This is a genomic window from Chitiniphilus purpureus, assembly GCF_025642115.1.
GTDB lineage: Bacteria > Pseudomonadota > Gammaproteobacteria > Burkholderiales > Chitinibacteraceae > Chitiniphilus > Chitiniphilus purpureus.
In genome coordinates this window covers 44,073-67,351 of record NZ_CP106753.1, presented here as the reverse complement: position 1 = coordinate 67,351, position 23,279 = coordinate 44,073, and the positions used below count along the sequence as shown (strand labels likewise).

Sequence of the window (23,279 nt, the reverse complement as noted above, 5' to 3'; positions counted from 1 at the left end):
ATTGCACAAAACCACTTAAAGCAGATTGATCAGTAGCAGCCGCCCAGATTGCGCCATACATTCCATTCCTGCTTTTGGGGACGCTCGCCCACATTCCACCATCGGGCTTGCAGGATCTCTTTGTTGAAGGTCACGATGTTGCCGGCGTGATAGACCTGCTTTTTGTTCCACTGCTGACTTGGGCACTGCGGCAGCAGCTTGTTGCCCACGCCCAGATTCATGGCATTCAGGATGTCGCCATTGTCCTGACTCAGCGCCCAGGCCATCACGCCGCCCAGCTTGTTGGCGACGGCGAGCTTGCCTTTTTGCTCCACATCGCGCGGATCGTCGTAGCCGATAAAGCGCTTGCTGCTTTCATTCCACAGGTAATGCGAGCCGATATTGGCGTCGTAGCGCACTTCATAGCCGTTCAACCCTTCGCCCTTGCTGCCGATCTGGTTGCCATACAACTGCTTGTAGAGAAACTCGCCCGGGCCCATGCCGAGGCCACCAAAGCCCTGTACCTCGCCCTTGCCAGTCATCGGATTGGCCGGGTCGCTCATATTGGCCACATTGGTCCAGCCACGGGCATACATCGCTACGCCCAGCACGATCTTCTCGGCCGGCATCACGCTCATATAGCTTTGCATCGCCCTTTCCAGGCAGAACGGCGCATAACTGGCGCATTTGATATTGGTATGGTGGCCCACATCACTCGACCACGAGCCGGCATAGTCGTAACTCATCACATAGACATAATCGACAAAGGGGTGCACCTGCTCCAGTGGCAGATTCAGGTAGCCCCCGACGGCATTGGCACCCAGTGCGGTGGTCAGCAGATAGGTGCGGCCGTTCTCCTGCCCGAGACGGGTGAATGCGGCTCGCAATTCGCGCATCAGATCGATATACCCTTGCCGGTCTTCCGGGCTGCCCAGCTGCACGCCGTCCTGCCACATATTGTCGGTTGGGCTTTCCCAGTCGATGTCGATACCGTCCAACGCGGTATGGCTGCGCAGGTAATCCACCACCGACTGCACAAAGATCGCCCGTTTGGCCGCATCGTTGGCAAAGTAATAAAACGCGTTGCCCCCACCCCAGCCACCGATGGCGGCGGTGATTTTCAGATGCGGAAAGCTTTTTTTGATGTCGACCATCCGGGCATGGGCGGCCACATCGGGTGTGTTCTCATTGACGGCCAGACGATGGTCTGAGCCCGCCACGCCCAACTTGGCCCGGTTGGCATCACACACCGCCTTGTCGCCAGAGAATTCACCGGGGCCACACACACGCAAAAAGGAATACACCAGATGGGTCAGGTTGTTGCCGGCGATCTGGTCGGCGGTTTCCTCGCCATAGTAATAGGCGGTGACGACCTTGCCTGAAGTCTGCTTGAACGGCTGTGGCTTGCCGGCAAAGTAGTTGAAGCTGTCATCAGCATGCACGCTGCCCATGCCAACCAGCAGGGCTGCCGCGATCACGGTTTTTCTCATGTTGTCTCTTCCATCCAGAATGCGCCGAGGCGCTTATTGTTTGAATCCGGCCTTCTAAGGTGCCGGATTCACTGTAAGGTTGGCGATGTTGCAATCGCCAGCCTCTTCACCACTTTCGTAATGGCGAAAACGATCGATTGAACCACCTTTGGGCAAGCAATCAATCCGTTGCCACCGAACGAAAGACACCGTCTCCCCTGGGCTGTGGCACAGCGGATGAACAGCAGAGGTTCACCAAGGCAGGCCGGTGCGATTTCAATCGATTGCATAAAACCGCTTAAACAGATGGGTCAATGGCAATCGCCCAGGTTGCGCCATGCATTCCAATCCTGCTTTGCCGGGCGCTCACCCACGTTCCACCATTTGGCCTGCATGATCTGGTTTTTGAAGGTCACCCTGCTGCCAGCTTGATAGACCTGCTTCTTATTCCAATGCTGGCTTGGGCACTCCGGTGGCAATCCAGCGCGCTGATTACCCACGCCCAGATTCATGGCATTCAGGATGTCGCCATTGTCCTGCCCCAATTGCCAGGAAAAAATACCCGCCAGATTGTTGCTGACAACATATTTGCCCTTCCTCTCGACATCCCGTGGATCGTCATAGCCGATAAAGGTTTTATTCGCGTCGTTCCACAGATAATGAGCTTGAAGTGCCGGATCGTAGCGTACGGTATAGCCATTGATGCCCAGACCTTTATTGCCGATATGGCTTCCGTACAATTCGGAATAGGATTGTGCGCCACTCCAGCCCAGGCCTGAAGCGTCGCCCGTGCCTGTCATCGGGTTGGCATGATCAGTCTGGCCACTGACGTTTTGCCAACCCTGCGAGAACATGGCCGTACCAATCACCAGCTTATTGGCGGGCACTTGAGACAAATACTCCTGCACAGTGCCATCCACACAGAATTCGCTATAGCTGGCGCACTGCAATGCAGTGTGATGACCGACATCATTCGTCCAGCCGCCGTAAAGGCCATACGTCATGAGCAGGATGTAGTCGACTGAAGGCGCAACCCGATCGTAAGGCAGGTTCCTCCAATTGATGCCCCCCGTCGGCACTGCGGTGGTCAGCAGATATCGACGGCCGGTCTCCTGGCCCAGGGCGCTGAGCGCGGCACGTAGTTCCTGCATCAGAACCACGTAGTTCTCTGCATCAGCCGGACTGCCCAACTGCACCCCATCCTGGCCCATGTTGTCGGTGGGGTGCTCCCAGTCGATGTCATAGCCATCGATATCCGGATGCTGGCGCAGGTAGTCAGTCAGAGAGCTGATGAACACGGCTCGCCTGGCCGGATCGCCAGCCAGGTAATAGAACGAATTCGATCCTCCCCAGCCGCCGATGGCATAGGCGATCTTCAGGTGCGGATAACGCTCCTTGATTTCACGGATTCGTTCGTAGGCAGCCACATCGGGTGTGCTGTCATTGACTGCCAGGCGGAAATCGCTGCCTTCTGCACCGTTGCTGCTGCGGTTGCTGTCACAGATCGCCTTGTCGCCACTGTATTCACCGGGGCCGCACAAACGCAAAAAAGCATATACCAGATGCGTCAAGTTGTTGCCCGGCAATTCATCAGCGGTTTTATCGCCATAGTAATAGCTCATGACGACCTTGCCCGAAGTCTGCTTGAACGGCTGTGGCTTGCCGGCAAAGTAGTCGAAGCTGTCATCAGCATGCACGCTGCCCATGCCAACCAGCACGGCTGCCGCGATCACGGTTTTTCTCATGTTGTCTCTTCCATCCGTAATGCGCGTAACGCGCTTATTAGATTTGAATCCAGCCACCGCTTGGTGCCGGAGTGACCACCCAGGTCGGTGATGGCAAGACCCCCTTTTCTCAGCGCTTTTGAAACTGCTGGACGGCGCACCAGTGGCGGACCTGGTGCATTCCAATCCCATGCTTCAACAGCGCGTAGAAGCATCGATGACCTGGTTTATTGAAGGTGCTACCCGATCCAGCGATCTGTACGACCTTCTGGTTGGGCTGGAAATCGCTGACCACACGTGCATCGTGGTCGATTCGGCAGGGCAAGAGTCGGATCACGCCACTCGGGTTGGAATCCGGGTAGCGATCAGCAAGCAAATCATCTTTGTCTTATGCATGAAATCCATGCTTTCAGATTTACTTGCATAGCGCTGGATTTTTTGGCTTTAGCCATTCTAGGCAAGTAATTTGTTGGAAATGAATGTCCAAATATTTCAAAAAATTTGTTCGATTCTTCGCAAAAAATAAAACCTCGCCGAGTCTGCCCGGGCCACCCAGCAACCACTTGGTATTGGAGCAGTAGCGGCCGAGGAGCCAGCAAACGAGCGGTCACGGGCGCTTGGCAGACGTGATCGGTGCCGGGAGGGAGCAAGTGCACGATGGCGCTGCCGCTTGCCCAGTGGCAGGCCCGGAACCATCGCGACCGGTGGTGGTGATTGCGATGAAAACGCAGCGCCCAGCCGAAGGAATGCGGCGCTCCCCGCGGCGTCAATGTTGCGCAGTGATGGCGTCGATCTGCGCCAGCTCCGCGGCGGCCAGTTGCCAGTCCGCAGCCTGCGCATTGGCCGTAACCTGCTCCGGCGTCGACGCGCCGGCGATGATGCTGCCAACAAACGGTTTGGCCGTCAGCCAGCTGAACGCCAGCTCCAGCAGTGTGTGGCCGCGCTCGTTGGCATAACGCCCAGGGCCAGGCGGGAAACGGTCAGGCCGGTACGGCCGAAACGGGTGGTGGGCAGGGACATGGCAGCGCCTGTCTGTCAGAACACGGCGACGGCGTCGTCGAACGCCAGTCGGGGCAGGCGCGGCGGCAGCGCAGCGCGCTCGCCATAGCCCAGGTTGATCAACAACAGTGCGCGCCAGCGCCCGTCGGGGAAGAACGCGGCGTCGACCAGCCCGGGCTGGAAGCCGGACATGGGCGCGGCATCCAGCCCCAGCGCGCGGGCCGCCAGGATCAGGTAGCCCGCCTGCAGCGTGGCATTGGTCACGCCGGCCGGCGCCAGGCTGTCCGGATGGCTGTCGAAATAGCCACGCGCGTCGAATGCGGGAAACAACGTCGGCAGCTGCTCGTGAAAGCGGGTATCCCACGCCACGATGGCGGTCAGCGGCGCCGCCAGCGTCCGGTCGCGGTTGCCGCTGGACAGTGCCGGCGCCAGCAGCGCCTTGGCCTGCGCGCTGCGCACGAATGCATAGCGTCCGGGTTGGGCGTTGAAGCCGGTCGGCCCCTGGCGTACCAGCGCATAGAGTTCATGCAGGGTGGCCTCGTCCACCGGGCGGGGGCTGAAGCGCTGCACGGTGCGGGCGGCGTGGAACAGCTGCGCGAGCGCAGGCGGGGCAAGCGGTGCGGTCATGGTCGGTCTCGGATGGACGCAGCCGGCCCCGGGGGCCGGCCGTGGCGGGTCAGGCCGATCTGCGTGCGTGGCGCGCGGCGGTATGGCGGTTTTCGGGAATCGCCAGGCCGAGGTTGCCGCGCAGCGTGGCGGCTTCGTACTCGGTGCGGAACAGGCCGCGATGCCGCAGGATGGGCACCACCAGGTCGATGAAGTCGACCAGGCCGCCGGGGTAGGTCGGGGCCAGCAGGTTGAAGCCGTCGGCCGCCTCGCTGACGAACCACTCCTCCAACTGATCGGCGATGCTGTCCGGCGTGCCGTGGATCACGCGGTGGCCGCGCGCGCCGGCCACCCATTCGTAAAGCTGGCGGATGGTGAGTTGCTCGCGTGCGGCCAGATCCAGCAGCAGGCGCTGGCGGCTCTTGTTGTTGTTGGTCTCGGGCAGGTCCTGCGGCACCGGGCCGTCCAGGTCGTAGTCACGCAACGCGTCCGAGCCACCCAGGCTCGCCAGCAGCGACAGGCCGATCTCCGGATCGATCAGCTGGCGCAGCTGTTCCTTCTTGTCCAGCGCTTCCTGCTCGGTGCGGCCGATCACCGGGTACACGCCCGGCAGGATCTTGATGTGGTCCGGATTGCGGCCGTACTTGTTGGCGGCGCGGTTCTTCACGTCGCGATAGAACGCCTGCGCGTCCTCCAGCGTCTGCCAGGCGGCGAAGATGGCCTCGGCGGTCTTGGCGGCGAGCTCGCGGCCGGGCTCCGAGGCGCCGGCCTGCACGATCACCGGGTGGCCCTGCGGCGAGCGCGGCACCGACAGCGGACCCTTGACGTTGAAGTACTCACCGACGTGGTTGAGCTCGTGCAGCTTGTCCGGATCGGTGTAGATGCCGCTCGCCTTGTCGTAGACATGCGCGTCGTCCTCCCAGCTGTCCCACAGCCCCTTCACCACCTCGACGAATTCCTCGGCGCGGCGATAGCGGTCGGCGTGCTCCGGGTGACCGCCCAGGCCAAAGTTGTAGGCGGCGTTGGCATTGCCCGAGGTCACCACGTTCCACGCGGCGCGCCCGCCCGAGAGCAGGTCGAGCGAGGCGAACTTGCGCGCGATGTGCCACGGCTCGTTGTAGGTGGTGGAGGCGGTGGCGACGAAGCCGATGTTCCTGGTGACGGCGGACAGCGCCGAATACAGCGTGATCGGCTCGAAGCTGCTGCCGGCGCTGTGGCCGCTCTTGGCGCGCAGCGTGCGATCGCCGGTGCCGCGCCACAGGCCGTCGCTGTCGGCGGTGAAGATGGCATCGAACTTGGCGGCCTCGGCGAGCTGCGCCAGCTTCCTGAAGTGTTCGAAATCGGTGGCGCCGGCCGGATTGGTGTCCGGATGGCGCCAGGCGGCGGCGTGGTGGCCGGTGGGCGAGAGGAAGGCACCGAGTTTGATCTGTCGTTTGCTCATCGTTGGGCTCCAGAAGCATGAAAGCGGTCGGCTGCTTGGGCGGCCGGGAGCCGGCGCTTCAGCAAGGGCCGTTCCAGCGCGCGCTCCCGCGCCATGGCGTCGGGCAACGCGTTGATCCGCAACGGTTTGGGATGGATGACAGGGCCGTGCGGCGGCGGACGGCAGCGTGCTCCCGGCCGGCGGCTGCTGGGCAGTGCGCAGGCTGCTGCGTGTGCTGCGCAAAACCGTGCAGTGCCGCCGCACCCTGCCGCAGCTGTGCCGCCACGCCGGGTACGGCGGCGCAGCCACGCCGGCCGTCGCCGTGCGGATGGCATATGGCTTGCTGGCCGCTGCGGTCGATACCTCACCGGAGCACAGCATGGGCCATCCCACCGTTTACCCCACCGGCGCCACGCGCTATGACCCGACGGCCGCCTGGAGCGGCTACACGTTGTTCCAGGCCGCTGACCTTGGCGCCTTGCTGATCGATATGAACGGGCGCGAGGTCAAGCTGTGGCGCGGCCTGCAGGGCTTTCCCAACAAGCTGTTGCCGGGCGGGCAGGTGCTGGGCAGCACCGGACGGCGTGATCCGCGGCATGGCTTCCAGGACCAGCTGGACCTGGTGCAGGTGGACTGGGACGGGCGCATCGTCTGGCGCTTCAGCGAACTGGAGCACATCGCCGACCCCGGCCAGCCGGCACGCTGGTATGCGCGGCAGCACCACGATTTCCAGCGCGAGGGCAACCCGGTGGGCTACTACGCACCGCAGGCCGAACCCAGCGTGGTGGGGGGCAGCACGCTGCTGCTGGTGCACGAGGATGTGGTGCAGCCGGCGATCTCCGAATACACCCTGCTCGACGACAAATTCATCGAGGTGGGCTGGGACGGCAAGGTGTTGTGGGAATGGCGTGCCAGCGATCACTATGACGAACTGGGCCTGGACGAGGCGGCGCGTGCCGCCATCCACCGCAACCCCAACCTGCGCCAGCGCTCGGACGGCCCGGTGGGCGACTGGCTGCATATCAACGCGTTGTCGCGGCTCGGCCCCAACCGCCATTACGACGCCGGCGATGCGCGCTTTCATCCGGACAACCTGATCTGGGATGCGCGCGAGGCCAATCTGATCGCCATCACCGACCGCCAGAGCGGCCGTGTCGTCTGGCGCCTGGGGCCGCGCTACGACGGCAATGCCGCCGAACGCGCACTGGGTTGGATCATCGGCCAGCACCATGCCCACCTGATCCCGCATGGCCTGCCGGGCGAGGGCAACCTGCTGGTGTTCGACAACGGTGGCTGGGCTGGCTACGGTGCGCCCCATCCCGCGGCACCGCATGGGCTGCAGCATGTGCGGCGCGATCATTCGCGCGTGCTGGAGATCGACCCGGTGACGCTGCAGGTGGTATGGCAATACACGCCGGCCGAGGCGGGGTTCACCGTGCCGCTGGACGCCGCGCGCTTCTACAGCCCCTTCATCAGCAGCGCCCAGCGCCTGCCCAACGGCAATACGCTGATCACCGAGGGCGCCAACGGCCGCGTGTTCGAGGTGACGCGCGAGCACCGGCTGGTATGGGAATACATCAGCCCCTACTGGGGTGGCGGCGGTGACAGCGGCCGGCCCGCGCTCAACCTGGTCTATCGCGCCTACCGCGTGCCGTACGACTGGGTACCGCAGCTGCCACACCCCGATGAGACCGCGATCGCGCCGATCGACGTTACCACCTTCCGCGTGCCCGGCGCCGCCGCGCCGGGGCGGGTGCAGGAGACCGTGGTCGACAGCGTCGACCTTGCCCAGCCGGATGCTGCATTCTGCGTGGCGCTCGAAACGGAGCGGCGCCGGGGCGGGTGACCGTCAGGCTGCCTGCGGGCATGCGGCGCTGCCGGATGTTTGGGCAACGTGTGCCAGGTAGCCGGCCGCTTTGGTGTCCCCCTGCGCGGTGTGGAATGGGGGACAGGGCGTACGGGAACGGTCGACGCAGCCTGGGGCCGGTGCGTCGCCGGCCCGGCCCACGCTGCCCACGAGCCGCGCAGCCAGACAGCCATGGTCGGGTCAGGCGAAGCGGGGTGGAAAGCGCGTGCCTGAAGGGGCCGGCAACACGCAACGGTATGGCGCAAAGGGTGCCCAGGCCGTTGCGGCCGGCCGGCGCGGCGCGGGTTGACGGGCGCCGCTGCCGGGCTCTATTCTGCGAATGAATATTCCGTCCAGGGTTGGGAATGCGCACCAAGAACGAATCGCTGGCCGATGCCCGCCGTGAACAGATCCTTGCCGCCGCCAAGCGCGTGTTCCGCGCCCGCGGCTTCCACGCCGCGCGCATGGAGGAGATTTGCAAGGAGGCGGCGTTGAGCCCGGGCTCGATGTACCGCCACTTCAGCAGCAAGGAGTCGATCATCGACGAGCTGGTCGAGCGCGAGTTCGACTGCTATCTGGCCCTGGTGCGCCACTACCTGGGCAGCGCCGAGGGGCTGGCGGCGTTCCTGCGTTTCGACCTGGAGCTGCTCGGCGTGCTGCTGCAGCGGACGCAGGACGACATCAGCATCGATGCCTGGGCCGAGCTTGCACGCAATCCAAGGCTGATGCAGCGGATGGCCGAGCGTGATGCGCAGCTGCGGCTGGAGGTGATGCGGGCGCTGGAGAAGGCGCAGCAGCGCGGGTTGATCCGCGCCGAGATCAGCAATCTGTCCGGGCTGGCCAATGTGTTGTCGGCCCTGGTCTCGGGCCTGCAGGTGGATTTCCACCTCAATCCGGTGCTGGACCAGGCGGCGACAGCGGCGGCAGCGGCCGAGCTGCTGGGAGGCTATCTGAAGCCGTGAACCGGGTGCCGCCGCCGGCCACGGGCGGCATGGCGGCGCAATGCGAAGGAATATTCCTTTCATATTGAGCGGCGGCGCCAAGGGCTGCCGGTGGGAGCAAGGCTGCAATGGCATCGGTTTCACTGGCGCGTTCATCGCTGATCTACGAGTGGCGGCGCTATCTCGCGGCGGTGCTGGCGGTCACTTTCGCCGGCCTGCTGATCGTGGTGCAGGTGGCCTTGCTGCTGGGGTTGCTCGGCAGTGTCTCGGTGGTGATCGACCGCTCCTCGGCCCAACTGTGGATCGGCTACCGCGGCACGCAGAGCGTGGACCTGGGACGGGGCATTCCGGCCGCCAGCGATCTGGACGCGCGGCTGCACCCGGCGGTGACGCGGGTGGAGCGGCTGTACCTAGGCTACGGCGACTGGCGCCGTGATGACGGTGCCGCCGTCACCATCATGCTCAACGGCATCGACGAGCGTGTGCCGGGCATGGCCTATGACAGGCTGCTCACCCCGGCGCAGCGCGCCGCACTCGCCGAACCCGGCGCGGTGCTGGTCGACGCGGCCGACCAGGCCAAGCTCGACGCCGTCATCGGCGCGCCGATCGAGATCAATGGCAGGCGCGCACACGTGGTCGGCTTCGTCTCCGGCATCCGCGCGGTGGGCGGCGCGAACGTGCTGGCCTCGCATGCCACGGTGCGCCATCTGCTGCGCAACGCGCCCGACAGCAACGACCTGACCTACCTGCTGCTGCAGCTGCGCCCCGGCAGCGATCCGGCCCAGGTGGCCGGGCAACTGGGCCGTTCGGCCGGCGCCGCACGCTATTCGGTATGGCAGGCGGACGACTTCTCGGTCGCCTCGCAGCTTTACTGGCTGTTCGAATCCGGGGCCGGCATTGGCGCCGGCATCGCCTCGCTGCTGGGATTGATCGTCGGCGGGGTGATCACCAGCCAGACGCTGGCCGCGGCCATCCTGGCGTCGCTCAAGGAATTCGCCACGATGCGCGCATTGGGCGTGTCGCGCCGGGCGCTGCGCAATGTGGTGCTGGAGCAGGCGTTCTGGATCGGCATCCTGGGCCTGGCGCTGACCGGCCTCCTGGCCTGGGGCATCGTGTCGCTGGCGCGGTGGGCCGAGGTGGCGATGCTGCTGCCCGGCTGGCTGATCGTCGGCACCGCGTCGGTGGTGCTGACGATCGCCCTGCTGTCGGGACTGTACGCGCTGCGGCCGCTGTACCGTGCCGATCCGGCCACCCTGCTGCGATGAGGCGCGCATGATGAACCATGGGATCACATCGGGCATGTACGCCATCCTTGGCAGGGGGCGGCGATGAACGCGCCCGGAGTCATGCTCTCCTGCGAGCGTCTGACCAAGTCGTTCGGCCAGGGCCATGTGGCGCAACAGGTGATCAGCGAGGTGTCGCTGGCGCTGCACGCCGGCGAGCTGACGCTGATGATGGGCCCGTCCGGCTCGGGCAAGAGCACCTTCCTCGCCATGCTCTCCGGCCTGCTGCGGCCCGACGGCGGCGCGGTACAGGCGCTGGGGCAGGACCTGTGGCAGCTGGGCGACGCGGCGATCGACCGGTTCCGGCTGGCGCATTGCGGCTTCATCTTCCAGGGATTCAACCTGTTCGCGTCGCTGACCGCGCTGGAAAACGTGCTGTTCCCGCTGCAATACACCGATCTGGCGCCCGCCGAGGCACGGGCCCGGGCCGCGGCGGCGCTGGACGACGTGGGGCTGGCGCCGCGCGCGCACCTGCGCCCGCTCGAACTGTCGGGCGGCGAGAAGCAGCGCGTGGCGATCGCCCGCGCGCTGGTCAAGCATCCGCAGCTGATCTTCGCCGACGAACCGACCAGTGCGCTGGACGGCAGCAACGGCAGTATCGTGGTCGACCTGCTGCACCGCATCGCCCGCGAGCGCGGGACCATGGTGCTGGTGGTCACGCACGATCCGCGGCTGCATTCGCGCGCGGACCGGATCATCGAGCTGGAGGACGGCCGCATCCGGCGCGACGAGCGCATCGACAACGCAATGCCGGCCGATGCCGGCAAGGAAGGTGCTTGATGAAGCTGGGCAAACGGATCGCGTCGGTCGCCGCGGCGGCCATCGTGCTGGGTTTGGCGGGATTCTGGCTCGCCGGAGGGGCGGCTGATGTGCCGTCGGCGGCGCCGGCCGGCACGCCGTGGGTGGCGGTGGGGCGTGGCCGGGTGGATGTGGAGGGCGGCGTGGTGCGGCTGGCCGCCCAGCGCGACGGTGTGGTGCAGCGGGTCGACGTCGAGGAAGGCGACACCGTGCGCGCCGGCCAGCTGCTGGCGGCGCTGGACGACCGGCAGGCCCGGTTGCAGGCGGCGCTGGCGCACGCCGAATACCAGGCGGCGCAGGCCGGGTCGGCACCGCTCAGGGCGCGCCTTGCCGCGGCGCAGCGGGAGGCACGCCGGCTGCAGCAGGCGGTGGCGGGCGATCTTGCGCCTGGGCAGACGTTGGATGCGGCACGCGATCAGGTGGCCATGCTGTCGGCCGAGCTGGCACTGGCCGGCCGGCAGGCCGAGACGCTGCGGCGCAAATGGCAGGTCGCACAGTACGAAGTGGCGCGCCATACCGTGCGCGCGCCCAGTGACGGCCATATCGTGCGGCGCGATGTGCGCCCCGGCGACGGCATCAGCACGCTCAATGTCACGCCGCTGTTCCTGTTCGCACCGGCGCGGCCACGCATCGTCCGCGCCGAGTTCGAGGAGCGCTTCATTCCGCAACTGCGGCCTGGCGACGCGGTGCAGATCGTGCTGGAGGCCGACGAGCAGCGGGTGTATCCGGGCCGGCTGGTGCGGTTGTCGCCCGCGGTGGGGCTGCGCACCCGCAGCGATGATCCATCCGAAAAGCAGGATGTCCGTGTGGTGGAGGCACAGGTCAGCCTGGCGGCGCCGCAACTGCTGATCGGACAGCGCGTGCTGGTGCGGGTGCCGCGCACCGGGGCCCGGCCATGATGCGGGGCCGCCTGGCATGCTTGGGGCTGGCGCTGCTGCTGGCCGGCTGCACCCACCTTGCCGACGAGCCGCGCACGCCCGTCCCTGCCGCCCCGGCGCAGTGGCGCAATGCGGCAGGCGCCGAGCGCGACGGACCGGGTGCGCCGTGGTGGCGCGACTACGGCGATCCGCAGCTGGACGCGCTGGTGGTGCGGGCGCAGCAGGCCAATGCCGATGTGCTGATTGCCGGTGGACGTCTGGCGCTGGCGCAGGCGCGGCTGGCGGCAGCCGATGCCACCGGGGCGCCGGCACTACGCGCGGACGCCGGGCTGGCGCGCCAGCAGGTGCCGCGCCAGCGCACGCCGGATCTGGACGAGGCCGGGCAGCTGGTGTTCTGGCCGCTGCCGCCGTACCGGGAAACCCGCCGCCGGCTGGGGCTGACGCTGGCGTACGAGGTCGACCTGTTCGGCCGCGTGGCGCGGGCGCGGGCCGCGGGGCAGGCGCGGCTCGATGCGGCGTGGCAGGACCGCGAGGCGGTGCGGCTGCTGGTCGCGCGCGAAGTGGTGCAGGCGTATGCCGCGCTGCGGCTGGCGCAGGCGCAGGCGGCGCTGCAGGCAAGGCGGATCGGACTGGCGCGCCAGCTGCTGGCCGACGAGACCGCGCGCGGCAGGCTGGGGCTGTCCGACCGGGCCGCGCGCGATGCCGCCGAGGCGCAACTGGATGATGCGCTGCTCGCAGCCAGTGCCACGGCGCGTGCCCAGGCCGGCGCGCATGCGCAGCTGGCGCTGCTGCTGGGCGAGGAGGCCGCCGCGCTGCAGCTGCCGCCGGCACCGCTGCCGGCATCACCGTTGCGCGTGCTGCCCGATCTGCCGGCTTCGGTGCTGGCGCGCCGGCCCGATCTGCAAAGTGCCTGGCAGGCGGTCGAGGCGGGGCGGCTTGGCATCGAAGAGGCGCGGCTGCAGCGCTTTCCACGGCTGAACCTGACCGGCAGCACGGGTTTTGCCAGCAATGCGCTGGCGCGCTTTCTGCGGCAGGACTACCTGACCTGGCTGCTGGATGCCGGGGTGGACTGGCTGCTGCTGGATGGCGGCCGCACCGAGGCCGAGGTGGCGGCGGCGCGTGCCGGGCACGCGCTGGCGCTGGCGGAGTACCGCAAGGCCATGCTGGCGGCACTGGGCGAGGTGGAGCAGGCGCTGGCCGACTGGCAGGACGCGGTTCAGGCCGATGCACTGGCGGTCACGGCACAGCAGCGTGCGGCGCGCCAGCTCGACGATGCGCGGCGCGACCACGCACTGGGCCGCAACGACCGCCCGGCACTGCTGCTGGCCGAGGACCGGCGGCTGGCGGCCGACGCCGCGCTGCTCGAACGGCAGGCCCGGCGCATCCAGGCCTATGCAATGCTCAACGCGGCGCTGGCGCGTTGAGCGGAGCCGGTCACGGGCAGGCGGGGGCGGGCCCGCGCCACGGCACCAGCACCATGCGCTCGGACCACCATTCGGCGGCCTCGAACGCCAGCAGCTCCAGCCGCTCCGGCGCCGGCTGGCGCAGCGTGGCGTGATAGCGCGCGGCGCTGTACGGATCGATCAGCCAGCCGCCGCGCCACTGTCCCGCCTCCTGCAGTGCCAGCGCACCGATCAGCTGCCGGCCGCACCAGTCCGGTGCCGCCTGCCGCTGGGCCGGGCTCAGTTGCGCCAGTGCGGCGGCGTTGGGCAGCCCGCGCAGCCGGGCGCACAGGGTCGCCGGTTCGGCGCATGGCAGGACTTCGATCACTGCGTCGTCGTCCACGAAGCGCCACAGCCCTAGCGGTGCCGGCGCGGCGGCCGCGCCGGCCGCCACCAGCAGCAGCGTTGCGGCCACATGCCTCACCGGCTCACCCCGCTCAGGTTCAACCCGGCAATGCCGAGCACGATCAGCACCAGCGAGCCGATCTTGACCGCGGTGACCGGCTCCTTGAAGTAGAGCATGCCGACGCCGGCGATCAGTGCGGTGCCCAACCCGGCCCAGATCGCGTAGGCGATGGCGATCTCCATGTGCTTGAGCGCGAGCGTGATGAACGCTGCGCACAGGCCATAGAACACAAAGATCAGCACGCTGGGCCCGAGCTTGGAAAAGCCGTCGGACAGTTTCATGCAGGTGGTGCCCGCCACCTCGAACACGATGGCCAGGGTCAGGTAGAGCCAATGCATGCGGTGCTCCGCGGATGGCACCGCGGCCGGGAGGGCCCGGCCGCGGTGCATGGGACGAAGGCGGCGCCCGGCGCCGCCCCGGTACGGCGTCAGCCGTTGACGGCGAAATCCACGTAGTAGTGGGTGAAACGCGCATCGCACGGCGGGCACCACGCCTTGAACTGCGTGGCGTGGTCGTTCTTCACGTTGCGGAACATGGTGTTGAGCTGGCGGTCCAGCTGTGGGGACACCACCGACTTGAGCAGCTTGACGCTGACCCGGTTGGTCTCGCGGATGTACTGCTCATAGCGCTCCAGGAACTCGGGCAGCGGTACCAGCTTCACGTCGCGATGCGTCTGCTTGAAGTAGGCGGCCACGTCGTGCCACTTGAGCGGTTTGGGGTTGTAGAAGGTGTAGGTGGTCTGGCGCTCGCTGGCCGGCAGCAGCGTGGTGGTGACGATGGCCTTGGCCGCGTATTCGACCGGCGTCAGGTCGAAATCGGCGTCCATGTCCGGGAACGCGCCGATCTGCGGGATCACCGAGAGGAAGTTCTCGAACGCGTCGGCGTCGATGATCAGCTCCTCGTCCAGGTCGCTGTAGGCCTGCTCCACCTGCGCTAGCAGCGCGTCGAACGGGGTGTTGTCGGCCACTTCCTGCACGCGCAGGTTGTACAGGTAGCCCAGCCGGTAGTTGGCGAGCGGATAGCCGCGCTGCGCCAGCTCCAGCATGATCTGCTCGACCACGTACTTGCTTTGCGCGTAGCCGTTGACGAGCCCGGTGACCTCGGTGTGCTCTTCCTGTTGCTCCAGCATCGAGACCGCGCAGCTGGAGATATAGAAGATGGGCTTGAGCTTGCCGTTGAGCGCGAACTCCAGCACTTCGATGGCGCCAAGCACATTGGTCTTGCGCATCACGCTGTAGGGCAGATAGAAATTGTCGATCGCGGCGCAGTGGTAGACGCTGTCGATCTCCTCGCTGTAGCGCGCATAGTCCTCGTCCGACAGCCCGAGCCGCGGCTTGGACATGTCGCCGATCATGATCCGTACCCGGTCTTCGAAGCCCTGCGGCAGCCGCAGGTCGTACTTGGCCGACGTGTTGCGGATGCGCTTGAGCGCGGTGGCGCTGTCGGCGGCGCGCACCATGCACACCACGTCGGCGTCGGTGTGCGCCAGGATCTCCTTCAACAGTGCCACCCCGACAAAACCCGACGCGCCGGTGAGCAGCGTGGTGCGCCCGACGCCGCCGTCCGAGGTATCGCGCACTGCGGCCAGCCTGTCCGCCAACTGCGCCACTGCTGCGTCGATCTCCTCGCGCAGCGTCGCGCCCTCGGCGATGCGGCGATCGAACTGGCTGCGATCGACCATGCCGACCACGATGTCGTCGATCATCTCGATGAAGGTGTTGGCGCGGAAGAATGCCACGGTGGGGATCTGCCGCTGCAGCTTCTGTTCCAGCTCGGCGTGGATGTCGATGATGTTCAGCGAATCGATGCCGTAGAAGAAGATCGACTTGTCCACGTCGAAGTCGGCCATGCGCACCTTGTAGCGGCTGGTCAGGATCTGCGTCAGCAGGCTGAACACGCGCAGGTGCTCCGGCCCCATTTCGGTGATGCGTTGCAGGGCTTTCTCGATATTGAGCATGTGTACCTTCCTTTCGTCGGTGGCGTTGTCGTCGGCGAACGGCCAGCTCGCCAATCGTTCCGGATGGCCTTGCAGGAAACGCTGCTTGCATTCCTGGCGCCGCACCTTGCCGCTGGAGGTCCTGGGCAGCTGCGTCGGCTTGAGAAACACGATGTGGGCGACCGGCAGCTCGAACTGCCCGCCCACCGCGGCGCAGATGCGCTCGGCGATCGGTTCGAGCAGGCGTGGTTCGTGCTGCGCCTGCTGCGCGGTGTCCTTGTCCACCTCGGCGAACAGCACCAGCTGCTCCGAGGCATCGCCGGTGATGCCGAAGGCCGCGCTGCCGCCGCGGCGCAGCGCCGGATGCGCCTCCTGCACGCATTGCTCGATGTCCTGCGGATAGAAATTGGCGCCGTTGACGATGATGAGGTCCTTGATCCGCCCGGTGATGAACAACTCGCCGTGCTCGTCGACGAAGCCCAGGTCGCCGGTGCGCAGATGGCGCGCCGCATCGTCCGCCGGCTGGCCGAACGCCGCCTCGGTCGCCTCGGGGTTGTCGTAATAGCCGGTCATCACGTTGGGACCGTGCACCCAGATCTCGCCGACGCTGTTGACAGGCGCCGTGTGGCCGGACTGTGGATCGACGATGCGCACCCGCTGTTCGAGCCTGCCCGTGCCGCAACCCACCAGGGTCTTGCCCGCCGTGCCCGGCCGCGGTGGCCGGGCGACGCCCTCGGCGTGAAGTGCCGCCGGGTCGATGGCTTTGAACACCGGATCGGCCTCCAGCTCGCCGGAGGCGACGAACACCGTGGCCTCGGCCATGCCATAGGCCGGCAGCAGCATCGCCGGCTTGAAGCCGCAACCGGCAAAGCCCTCGCAGAACGCCCGCACGGTGTCCGGGTTGATCGGCTCGGCGGCGTTGATCGCCATCCTCAGGCTCGACAGGTCGAGCACCTGGCGTTCGCCCTCGCCGATGCGGTCCAGGCACAACTGGTAGGCGAAATTGGGCGCGCCGGTGTACTGGCCGCGGTAGCGGCTGATGGCACGCAGCCACTGCACCGGCTGCGCGACAAAGGTGGCGGGCGCCAGCAGCACGCAATGGCTGCCGCAATAGAGACTGTGCAGCAGATGCGCCACCAGCCCCAGGTCGTGATAGTGCGGCAGCCACGAGACGAACACCGAATCGGGCCCGGCCTGGCTCACCGAGCGTGCCATCTGCAGGTTGTAGAGGCAGCTCTCGTGGCTGATCATCACCCCCTTGGGCAGCGAGGTGGAGCCGGAGGTGAACTGGGTGAACGCAAGCGCGCAGCGCCCCGGCAGCGTCTGCCACGGTTGCGACGGTGCGAGCGGCACGGCCTCGTTGGTGGCGACGAAGGCCACCTCGGCCGGCCAATCGGCCTCGCGCGCCAGCACCGGCTGCATCCAGTCCAGGGTGTCGGCGGTGCTCAGCAGCAGCGGCGCATGCGCGGCGCGCACCATCTGCGCCAGCCGCGCGTTGGGCCGGTTGCGCTTGGGCAACGGCACCGGGGCGGCGGCAAGGCCAGCGTACAGGCAGCCGAAGAAGGCCACGATGAAGTCGATCCCGGCCGGGTAGGCGAGGATGGCGTGCTGCCCGGGCGTGGCGCGTGCGGCGAGCTGCGCGGCCACGGCCCTGGCGCGCGCGGCGAGCTGGCCGTAACTGATGCTGTCCACCTCGGCGCCGTTGGCGTCCAATTCGGTATAGGCCTTGCGCCGGGGCTGGCGGTCCGCCCAGTAGGACAGCACATCGTCCAGCCGGGCCATATTGCCATGATGGTCCATGATCGAAGGGCTCCTTAAACCCTGAAGTTCTTGAATTGCCATGGATCGGCCGGATCGATGTCTTCCTGGAAGATCCGGTTGCGGCCCTGCAGCGGCGTCCAGTCGGTGTACACGCCGATCAGTTCGCCCAGGTACGGGCCGCAGAAGTCGAGGATGTCGTCGAACGGCAGATCCTCCGGTTCGACGATGCCCTCGTGCGGATGCGACAGCGCCCACAGCACCGCCGCCACCACCGGCGCGGTCACCTGCAGGCTGGTGGCGCCGTTGTGTGGTGCCATCCGGCGCGCCTCGTCGATCGACAGACGCGAACCGAACCAGTAGCCACCCCAGACGTGCCCCATCAGCAGCACGCCCAGTTCGTCAAAGCCGCTGTGGATCTCCTCCTTCACCAGCCGCACGCCGGGTTGCAGCTGCCAGTTGTTGCCCGCCAGCTCGTGCAGTGACAGCACGGCGTCGTCGCAGGGGTGATAAGCGTAGTGCACGGTGGGCCGGTACTCGGGGTGCTCGCCCTGGCCCACGGTGAAGTAGTCGGCGATCGAGATGGCCTCGCCATGCGTGATCAGAAAGCCATGATAGGGGCCTGCCTGCGGTGTCCAGCTGCGCACGCGGGTGGCGGCACCGGGACGGTTGAGGTAGATGGCGGCGGCACAGCCATGCGGATGGCGCAGGCCGTCGGCCGGGAAGTGCTGCTCGTGCGATCCCCAGCCCAGCTCGGCCGGCTGGCAGCCTTCGCCGACGAAGCCTTCCACTGACCAGGTGTTGACGAATTCGCCCGGGCATTTGCGCGTCCCCGTCTCCTGGAAATCGCGCTCGGCGATGTGGATCACCCGCACTCCCAGATGCCGGGCCAGTTGCGCCCATTGCGCGCGGTCGGTCGGCCGGGGGTGGTGCTGATGGCCCGCCTGTGCCAGATCGAGCAGGGCGCGCTTGACGAAATGGGAGACCAGGCCGGGATTGGCGCCATGGGTCAGCACGGCGGTGGGGCCGTGGCGGAAATCCCGGCGCAGTGCCAGCACCTGTTCGCGCAGCGCATAGTTGCTGCGCTGCTGCGGCGAGGCGTGCTCGTCGGTATACCCACCGGCCCACGGCTCGATGCAGGTGTCGACATACATCACCCCCAGCCGCTGGCACAACTCGATCAGCGCGTAGCTGGACACATCATTGGAGACATTGATCAGGAAGTCGCCTTCCTGCAGCAACGGGGTCAGGACCTGCCGGTAGTTGCCTGCATCCAGCCTGATCACCGACAGCCGCACCCCGTATTCCTGTGCCACGGCTGCGCCGTGATCATCGGCGGCAACGATGCTTACACGCGTCGGCGCAAGCTGCAGATGCTTGAGCAACAGCGGCAGCACACCCTGGCCGATTGAGCCGAAGCCGACGAGCAGCACCTTGCCTGAAAACGGGCTTTCCTGTGTAAGCATGAGTCGATTCCCTCTGTGGTCTGGCGGCCCTATCGGCCATAAGCAGCAGTAGGCTTCCGGTCGGGCTCTGAGCCGATCTGATGGCCGGAGTTGCTTGATAGGCGGGCAGATTTTAGCAATCCGGATACGACGAATTGCAAGCACGATACAGGGAAATTTCCATAAATTCTTACATGTTTCTTTTTTATTAATTGAAACAATTGAAGAGAAATGGCTTTTGGAATCACCCAAGTAAGGTAAGCAATTACTAATAAATGTAACTATTTGTTCAGCTTGAAGTTGATTTATTTAAATACATTTTTGTTGTTTTTTAATTGAAGGCATTTTTCTGACGTAAGAATTGCGATTGGGAATTGCGCAGGCAGAGCCATTCAGCCGACAGACGGTCCGGTATTTGTTGCAGCACAGCGTGTAAATCGTGCGTGGTTTGCGATCAGGGTGGCGTGGTAGAGGCCTCGGCTCGACTCTGCTGTCCCGACATGGGGTGCGCTGTGTGGGCCTGACGGAACCTGGACGCGCCAGCGCCGTATCGCCCGCAAGGCACGGCAATGGCCGCCCGGGCCCTGCAGGCCGACTTGCGTGCAAGGGCCGCGCCGGGGCGAGCGGGCATGCTCCATGCTGGAAAACCTGCTTTTGCCGTTCACCATCCCCGATCGGAGGCGATATGACCCAACTGCAAGGTGCCCGCGTGGCCATCCTGGTTTCGGACCTGTTCGAGCAGGTGGAACTCACCGAGCCGAAAAAGGCGCTGGAAGAGGCGGGCGCCGAGGTGGTGCTGGTGGCCACCCAGCCCGGTACGGTGCGCGGCCTGCATCATGCCGAGCCGGGTGACCGGTTCGAGGTGGGTCAGTTGCTCAGCCAGGCCGAAGCCGATGAATACGATGCGCTGATGCTGCCGGGGGGCACCTTCAACGCCGACGCATTGCGGATCGAACCGCAGGCGCAGCAGTTGGTGCGGTCGTTCCAGGCGGCGGGCAAACCCATCGGTGTGATCTGCCACGGTCCGTGGCTTCTGGTGTCGGCAGGTCTGGCGACCGGGCGTACGCTGACCAGCTGGCCTAGCTTGAAGGACGACATCGTCAACGCCGGCGCCCATTGGATCGACCGCGAGGTGGTGCGGGATCGGAACTGGGTCAGCAGCCGCAAGCCGGACGACCTGCCGGCGTTCAATCGCGAGCTGCTGCAGCTGATCTCCGAGCAGCTGGCGCAGCGGCAGGGCGCCGTGGCGCAGGCGCAGGGCAACCGGCAGCCCGGCGCCTCGGCACCCCGCTGAGCGCCATCTACCGTGGCGGGCGCGGGCGCCCGCTGCGGCGCCCCGGGGCGGGCGCGCCGCGCCCACGCGAGCGCTGACTGTTCTGCGCCTGCAGCAGCGCGTCGATCTGCTCCGAGGTCGACTGCATCAGTGCCTGCGCCATCTCACCGTGCGGAAAGGTCTCCGGCATCCGGTAGGCCATCCACGCGTAGGCGGCGTACAGCTTGCACGTGTCTTCCAGGTATTGCAGCTCATGCCGCCCCATCCGGCCGTCCATCCGCAGCAACGATGCCTGCTGGCGCTGGGCGCGGCATTGCGCCCAATCCTGCAGCGCATGCTCCAGCAGCGGGATCTTGGTCGAGATCGGACACAGGCTGAAGGTGAAGCGGTCTTCCAGCGACAGGTTCAGGCTGTCGAGCCAGCGGGCCTTGTCGGTCTGGTCTGCCAGATTGGCCGGCAGGAAGAATTCGTCATGCACGTCGATATGCTTGGCGAACAGTTCCAGCAGCGACTGCAGCCGGGTCTGACCGGTGGCGGCCGCGATCTCCTTCAGGTAATCGAGGTTGGGAGCCACGAAGAACCCGGTCGCCGGCAATGGCTCCGGACGCTGGCGCAGCAGGGCGGCAATGGTCTTGTGCGTGGTGGCGTCCAGCCCCGCCACGTAGCCGGTCTCGTGCTGGCCGAAACGCCCGGCACGCCCGGCGATCTGCCGCGCCAAGCTCGCGCTGATGGTGCCCTGCGCGTAGCCGTCCCACTTGCTGGCGGTGGTGAAGATCACCCGGCGCGCCGGCGTGTTGAGCCCCATGCCGATGGCGTCGGTGGCGACCACGATCTGTGTCTCGCCGTCGACGAAGCGTTCGGCCTGCGCCTGCCGCACTTCGGGCGAGAGATTGCCGTAGATGGCTGACACCTTGAAGCCCTGGGCAATCGCCTGATCACGCCAGTTGAGCACCTCACGGCGCGAAAAGGCGATCAGCACATCGCCCGGCTGCAGGTTCCTGAGCGCACCCAGCGGCTGCTTTTCCATCTGCAGCGGCGATTTGCGTTCCAGCTCGCGGACTTCCAACGTACCGCCCACCCGCCGCACCAGCGCCTCGATGGCCGGGCGCGCCTCCGGTGCGCCGAGCAGATAGACCGTCTGCGCCGGCACACCGCAGACCGCGGCCGTCCATGCGGCGCCGCGGTCCGGATCGTCCAGCAGCTGGATCTCGTCGATCACCGCCACGTCCACCGCGCGGCTGGGGTTGAGCATCTCGACCGTGCTGGCCACATGGGTGGCTTGCGGATGCAGCTTGCGCTGCTCGCCGGTGATCAGGCTGGCGGCGACGCCGGCATCGAGCAGCCGGGTGTAGTTCTCCAGCGCCAGCAGCCGCAACGGCGCGAGATAGACGCCGGTTGCCGCCTGCGCCAGATGGGTCATCGCCGCGTGCGTCTTGCCCGAGTTGGTCGGCCCCAGGATGGCGATGAAATGGCGCTGCATGCGCTGCGCCAGCGTGAACGATTCGGGATAGAGCGATAGGTTGACCGCATCGCGGGTCTTCTCCGCCTGGCTTGCCGCGGCGCGCACGCCGAGCGCCTCGTTGATCCGGTCCTGTGCCAGCGTGCAGCGCAGCCGTGCCAGCTCGTACTTGGCCTGCAGTGCATGCAGCGCACTGCTCGGATCGAGGCCATGCGCCTGCGCTAGCGCGATCACCCGGTCGGCGCAGTGTGCCAACTGGCCTTCCAGCTTGGCCTGGGCCGCGTCGTTCCAGCGCGCCTGCAGCAACGCCAGCTGCTGCACCGCGTCCATGCGTTGCCATTTGGCGGTCTTGGCAAGGAAACCTTCGTCCGGCACCAGGTGGTAGGGCACGGTCAGGCCACGCACATGGATGGTGCCATGCACCGACACGGCATAGCTCTGGTTGGCGACCACCAGCGTGGCGCCGCGCGCGGCGAGGTAGTCGGCCAGCAGGGCGGCGGCGGGCGAGTCAGGCGGTTCAGTCGGAAGGTCGGTCATCGAAGGCAGGCTGGGGAGGGGCGGCAAAGCCGCAAGCCGACATTATCCGGGCGCAGCCGGGTGGGCGTACAGCGCTGTGCCACCGCGCGCCCGTGCCGGTGCTTGCCTACAGCCGTATCCAGGCAAGCCGCAGGGGCAACGCCATCTTTCACGACGCACGGCCAGCGCCGGCAGGGTCCGAGCATCAGGGGGCCGGCATCGCGCCATACAGGTCGCGGTGCGGTGATGTCCAAGGAGTGATGTCCAAGGAGCACGACGCCATGACAATTCCGGTCCGGTCCGCCACGCTCGTGGCACAGCCGCGCACGGGCAGCGATGCCTGAAGGCCCGTCCCTGGTCATTGCCGTCGAAGCCACCGCGGGCCTCGTCGGTCAGACCGTGCTGCATGCCGAAGGCACGACGCCGCTGCCGTTGCAGCGGGTGGTCGGTGAGCGGGTGCAGGCCATCCGCAGCTGGGGCAAGCACCTGCTGATCGAGTTCGACGGGTTCACGCTGCGCATCCATTTCCTGCTGTTCGGCAGCTACCTCGTCAACGCGCGCAAGCCCGGGCCGCCGCGGCTGCGGCTTGGCTTCGCCGACGGTGAATTCAATGCCTACGCCTGCGCACTGCAGTACATCGAAGGCCCGTTGGCGCACACCTATGACTGGCGCGCCGACGTGATGGCTCCGCAGTGGGATGCGCGGCTGGCGCTCAGAAAGCTGCGGGCGATGCCACAGGCACTGGTGTGCGACGCGCTGTTGGATCAGAACGTGTTTGCCGGGGTGGGCAACATCATCAAGAACGAGGTGCTGTTCCGCATCCGCGTCGACCCGCGCTCGCAGGTGGGCGCATTGCCGGTGGCCAAGCTGCGCGAACTGGTGCGCGAGGCGCGCCGCTACAGCTTCGAATTCCTGGCCTGGAAGCAGGCCGGGGTGCTCAAGCAGCACTGGCTCGCGCACACCCGGCACGACTGCGCGCGCTGCGGGCAACCGCTGATCTGCGCCGAGCTTGGCCAGACCCGCCGCCGTAGCTTCTACTGCCCGCACTGCCAGCGGCGCCATCTGTTGCCGGTGCTGCTGTAGGGCGGCGTCGCTGTTCCG

Annotated in this window: 19 protein-coding genes; 9 read left to right on the top strand and 10 right to left on the bottom strand. The window is 66.5% G+C overall.

All coding sequences use genetic code 11. The annotated features are described in order from the left end of the window. Positions 1 to 29 precede the first annotated feature (29 nt). Positions 30 to 1,469, bottom strand: coding sequence for a glycosyl hydrolase family 18 protein (locus N8I74_RS00265; RefSeq protein WP_263124896.1), 1,440 nt, complete (start codon positions 1,467 to 1,469; stop codon positions 30 to 32). 290 nt (positions 1,470 to 1,759) lie between these two features. Further along, positions 1,760 to 3,193, bottom strand: coding sequence for a glycosyl hydrolase family 18 protein (locus N8I74_RS00260; protein WP_263124895.1), 1,434 nt, complete (start codon positions 3,191 to 3,193; stop codon positions 1,760 to 1,762). Positions 3,194 to 3,311: 118 nt separating this feature from the next. On the opposite strand from N8I74_RS00260, the gene N8I74_RS00255 reads away from it, so the two are divergent. After that, positions 3,312 to 3,599, top strand: a complete 288-nt coding sequence (locus tag N8I74_RS00255) for a hypothetical protein (protein ID WP_263124894.1) — start codon at positions 3,312 to 3,314, stop codon at positions 3,597 to 3,599. 339 nt (positions 3,600 to 3,938) lie between these two features. Here N8I74_RS00255 and N8I74_RS19400 read toward each other — a convergent pair whose 3' ends face one another. The 3 genes from N8I74_RS19400 to N8I74_RS00245 are packed head-to-tail and all read right to left on the bottom strand — an operon-like array spanning position 3,939 to position 6,218. After that, positions 3,939 to 4,211, bottom strand: coding sequence for an aldo/keto reductase (locus tag N8I74_RS19400; RefSeq protein ID WP_408611929.1), 273 nt, complete (start codon positions 4,209 to 4,211; stop codon positions 3,939 to 3,941). Then, positions 4,208 to 4,798 (bottom strand): malonic semialdehyde reductase, encoded by a 591-nt coding sequence (locus tag N8I74_RS00250; RefSeq protein ID WP_263124892.1) that lies wholly within the window; start codon positions 4,796 to 4,798, stop codon positions 4,208 to 4,210. The genes N8I74_RS19400 and N8I74_RS00250 overlap by 4 nt, the downstream gene beginning before the upstream one ends. A gap of 49 nt (positions 4,799 to 4,847) precedes the next feature. Continuing rightward, entirely contained in the window at positions 4,848 to 6,218 is a 1,371-nt protein-coding gene (locus N8I74_RS00245) for an LLM class flavin-dependent oxidoreductase (RefSeq protein WP_263124891.1), read from the bottom strand. A gap of 211 nt (positions 6,219 to 6,429) precedes the next feature. Here N8I74_RS00245 and N8I74_RS00240 point away from each other — a divergent pair, with 211 nt between their 5' ends. From N8I74_RS00240 to N8I74_RS00215, 6 genes are all read left to right on the top strand, one after another. Next, the gene (locus N8I74_RS00240) at positions 6,430 to 8,043 is read left to right on the top strand and encodes an aryl-sulfate sulfotransferase (protein WP_263124890.1); all 1,614 of its coding nucleotides are present in this window, start codon (positions 6,430 to 6,432) and stop codon (positions 8,041 to 8,043) included. Positions 8,044 to 8,408: 365 nt separating this feature from the next. Continuing rightward, positions 8,409 to 9,005: a TetR/AcrR family transcriptional regulator gene (locus N8I74_RS00235; protein ID WP_263124889.1), complete on the top strand. Its 597-nt coding sequence runs from the start codon at positions 8,409 to 8,411 to the stop codon at positions 9,003 to 9,005. Positions 9,006 to 9,112: 107 nt separating this feature from the next. Next, on the top strand, positions 9,113 to 10,249 hold the full coding sequence (locus tag N8I74_RS00230; protein ID WP_263124888.1) for an ABC transporter permease: 1,137 nt from the start codon (positions 9,113 to 9,115) through the stop codon (positions 10,247 to 10,249). 63 nt (positions 10,250 to 10,312) lie between these two features. Further along, positions 10,313 to 11,047 (top strand): ABC transporter ATP-binding protein, encoded by a 735-nt coding sequence (locus N8I74_RS00225; protein ID WP_263124887.1) that lies wholly within the window; start codon positions 10,313 to 10,315, stop codon positions 11,045 to 11,047. Further along, complete coding sequence (locus tag N8I74_RS00220) at positions 11,047 to 11,964, top strand: HlyD family secretion protein (RefSeq protein ID WP_263124886.1); 918 nt, start codon at positions 11,047 to 11,049, stop codon at positions 11,962 to 11,964. Before N8I74_RS00225 ends, N8I74_RS00220 begins: the two co-directional genes overlap by 1 nt. Continuing rightward, entirely contained in the window at positions 11,961 to 13,367 is a 1,407-nt protein-coding gene (locus N8I74_RS00215; protein WP_263124885.1) for a TolC family protein, read from the top strand. The genes N8I74_RS00220 and N8I74_RS00215 overlap by 4 nt, the downstream gene beginning before the upstream one ends. A gap of 10 nt (positions 13,368 to 13,377) precedes the next feature. Here N8I74_RS00215 and N8I74_RS00210 read toward each other — a convergent pair whose 3' ends face one another. From N8I74_RS00210 to N8I74_RS00195, 4 genes are all read right to left on the bottom strand, one after another. Further along, positions 13,378 to 13,800, bottom strand: coding sequence for a DUF2147 domain-containing protein (locus N8I74_RS00210; RefSeq protein WP_263124884.1), 423 nt, complete (start codon positions 13,798 to 13,800; stop codon positions 13,378 to 13,380). Between the two features lie 5 nt (positions 13,801 to 13,805). Beyond that, entirely contained in the window at positions 13,806 to 14,129 is a 324-nt protein-coding gene (locus N8I74_RS00205; RefSeq protein WP_263124883.1) for a DMT family transporter, read from the bottom strand. A gap of 89 nt (positions 14,130 to 14,218) precedes the next feature. Further along, entirely contained in the window at positions 14,219 to 17,527 is a 3,309-nt protein-coding gene (locus tag N8I74_RS00200) for a thioester reductase domain-containing protein (protein WP_263124882.1), read from the bottom strand. Between the two features lie 14 nt (positions 17,528 to 17,541). Further along, positions 17,542 to 18,951: a homospermidine synthase gene (locus N8I74_RS00195; protein ID WP_263124881.1), complete on the bottom strand. Its 1,410-nt coding sequence runs from the start codon at positions 18,949 to 18,951 to the stop codon at positions 17,542 to 17,544. 664 nt (positions 18,952 to 19,615) lie between these two features. On the opposite strand from N8I74_RS00195, the gene N8I74_RS00190 reads away from it, so the two are divergent. Further along, on the top strand, positions 19,616 to 20,224 hold the full coding sequence (locus tag N8I74_RS00190) for a type 1 glutamine amidotransferase domain-containing protein (protein ID WP_263124880.1): 609 nt from the start codon (positions 19,616 to 19,618) through the stop codon (positions 20,222 to 20,224). A gap of 7 nt (positions 20,225 to 20,231) precedes the next feature. Here N8I74_RS00190 and N8I74_RS00185 read toward each other — a convergent pair whose 3' ends face one another. Then, positions 20,232 to 22,199, bottom strand: a complete 1,968-nt coding sequence (locus N8I74_RS00185) for a helicase-related protein (protein WP_263124879.1) — start codon at positions 22,197 to 22,199, stop codon at positions 20,232 to 20,234. A 315-nt stretch (positions 22,200 to 22,514) separates the two neighbouring features. Here N8I74_RS00185 and N8I74_RS00180 point away from each other — a divergent pair, with 315 nt between their 5' ends. Further along, on the top strand, positions 22,515 to 23,261 hold the full coding sequence (locus N8I74_RS00180; RefSeq protein WP_263124878.1) for a DNA-formamidopyrimidine glycosylase family protein: 747 nt from the start codon (positions 22,515 to 22,517) through the stop codon (positions 23,259 to 23,261). Positions 23,262 to 23,279 lie beyond the last annotated feature (18 nt).

Bases quoted from the DNA above. Each gene is read 5' to 3' on its own strand.
- N8I74_RS00215 (WP_263124885.1), top strand. From the start codon at position 11,961: ATGATGCGGGGCCGCCTGGCATGCTTGGGGCTGGCGCTGCTGCTGGCC.
- N8I74_RS00200 (WP_263124882.1), bottom strand. From the start codon at position 17,527: ATGGACCATCATGGCAATATGGCCCGGCTGGACGATGTGCTGTCCTAC.
- N8I74_RS00220 (WP_263124886.1), top strand. From the start codon at position 11,047: ATGAAGCTGGGCAAACGGATCGCGTCGGTCGCCGCGGCGGCCATCGTG.
- N8I74_RS00195 (WP_263124881.1), bottom strand. From the start codon at position 18,951: ATGCTTACACAGGAAAGCCCGTTTTCAGGCAAGGTGCTGCTCGTCGGC.
- N8I74_RS00180 (WP_263124878.1), top strand. From the start codon at position 22,515: ATGCCTGAAGGCCCGTCCCTGGTCATTGCCGTCGAAGCCACCGCGGGC.
- N8I74_RS00225 (WP_263124887.1), top strand. From the start codon at position 10,313: ATGAACGCGCCCGGAGTCATGCTCTCCTGCGAGCGTCTGACCAAGTCG.
- N8I74_RS00230 (WP_263124888.1), top strand. From the start codon at position 9,113: ATGGCATCGGTTTCACTGGCGCGTTCATCGCTGATCTACGAGTGGCGG.
- N8I74_RS00260 (WP_263124895.1), bottom strand. From the start codon at position 3,193: ATGAGAAAAACCGTGATCGCGGCAGCCGTGCTGGTTGGCATGGGCAGC.
- N8I74_RS00190 (WP_263124880.1), top strand. From the start codon at position 19,616: ATGACCCAACTGCAAGGTGCCCGCGTGGCCATCCTGGTTTCGGACCTG.
- N8I74_RS00205 (WP_263124883.1), bottom strand. From the start codon at position 14,129: ATGCATTGGCTCTACCTGACCCTGGCCATCGTGTTCGAGGTGGCGGGC.
- N8I74_RS00235 (WP_263124889.1), top strand. From the start codon at position 8,409: ATGCGCACCAAGAACGAATCGCTGGCCGATGCCCGCCGTGAACAGATC.
- N8I74_RS00245 (WP_263124891.1), bottom strand. From the start codon at position 6,218: ATGAGCAAACGACAGATCAAACTCGGTGCCTTCCTCTCGCCCACCGGC.
- N8I74_RS00265 (WP_263124896.1), bottom strand. From the start codon at position 1,469: ATGAGAAAAACCGTGATCGCGGCAGCCCTGCTGGTTGGCATGGGCAGC.
- N8I74_RS00185 (WP_263124879.1), bottom strand. From the start codon at position 22,199: ATGACCGACCTTCCGACTGAACCGCCTGACTCGCCCGCCGCCGCCCTG.
- N8I74_RS00250 (WP_263124892.1), bottom strand. From the start codon at position 4,798: ATGACCGCACCGCTTGCCCCGCCTGCGCTCGCGCAGCTGTTCCACGCC.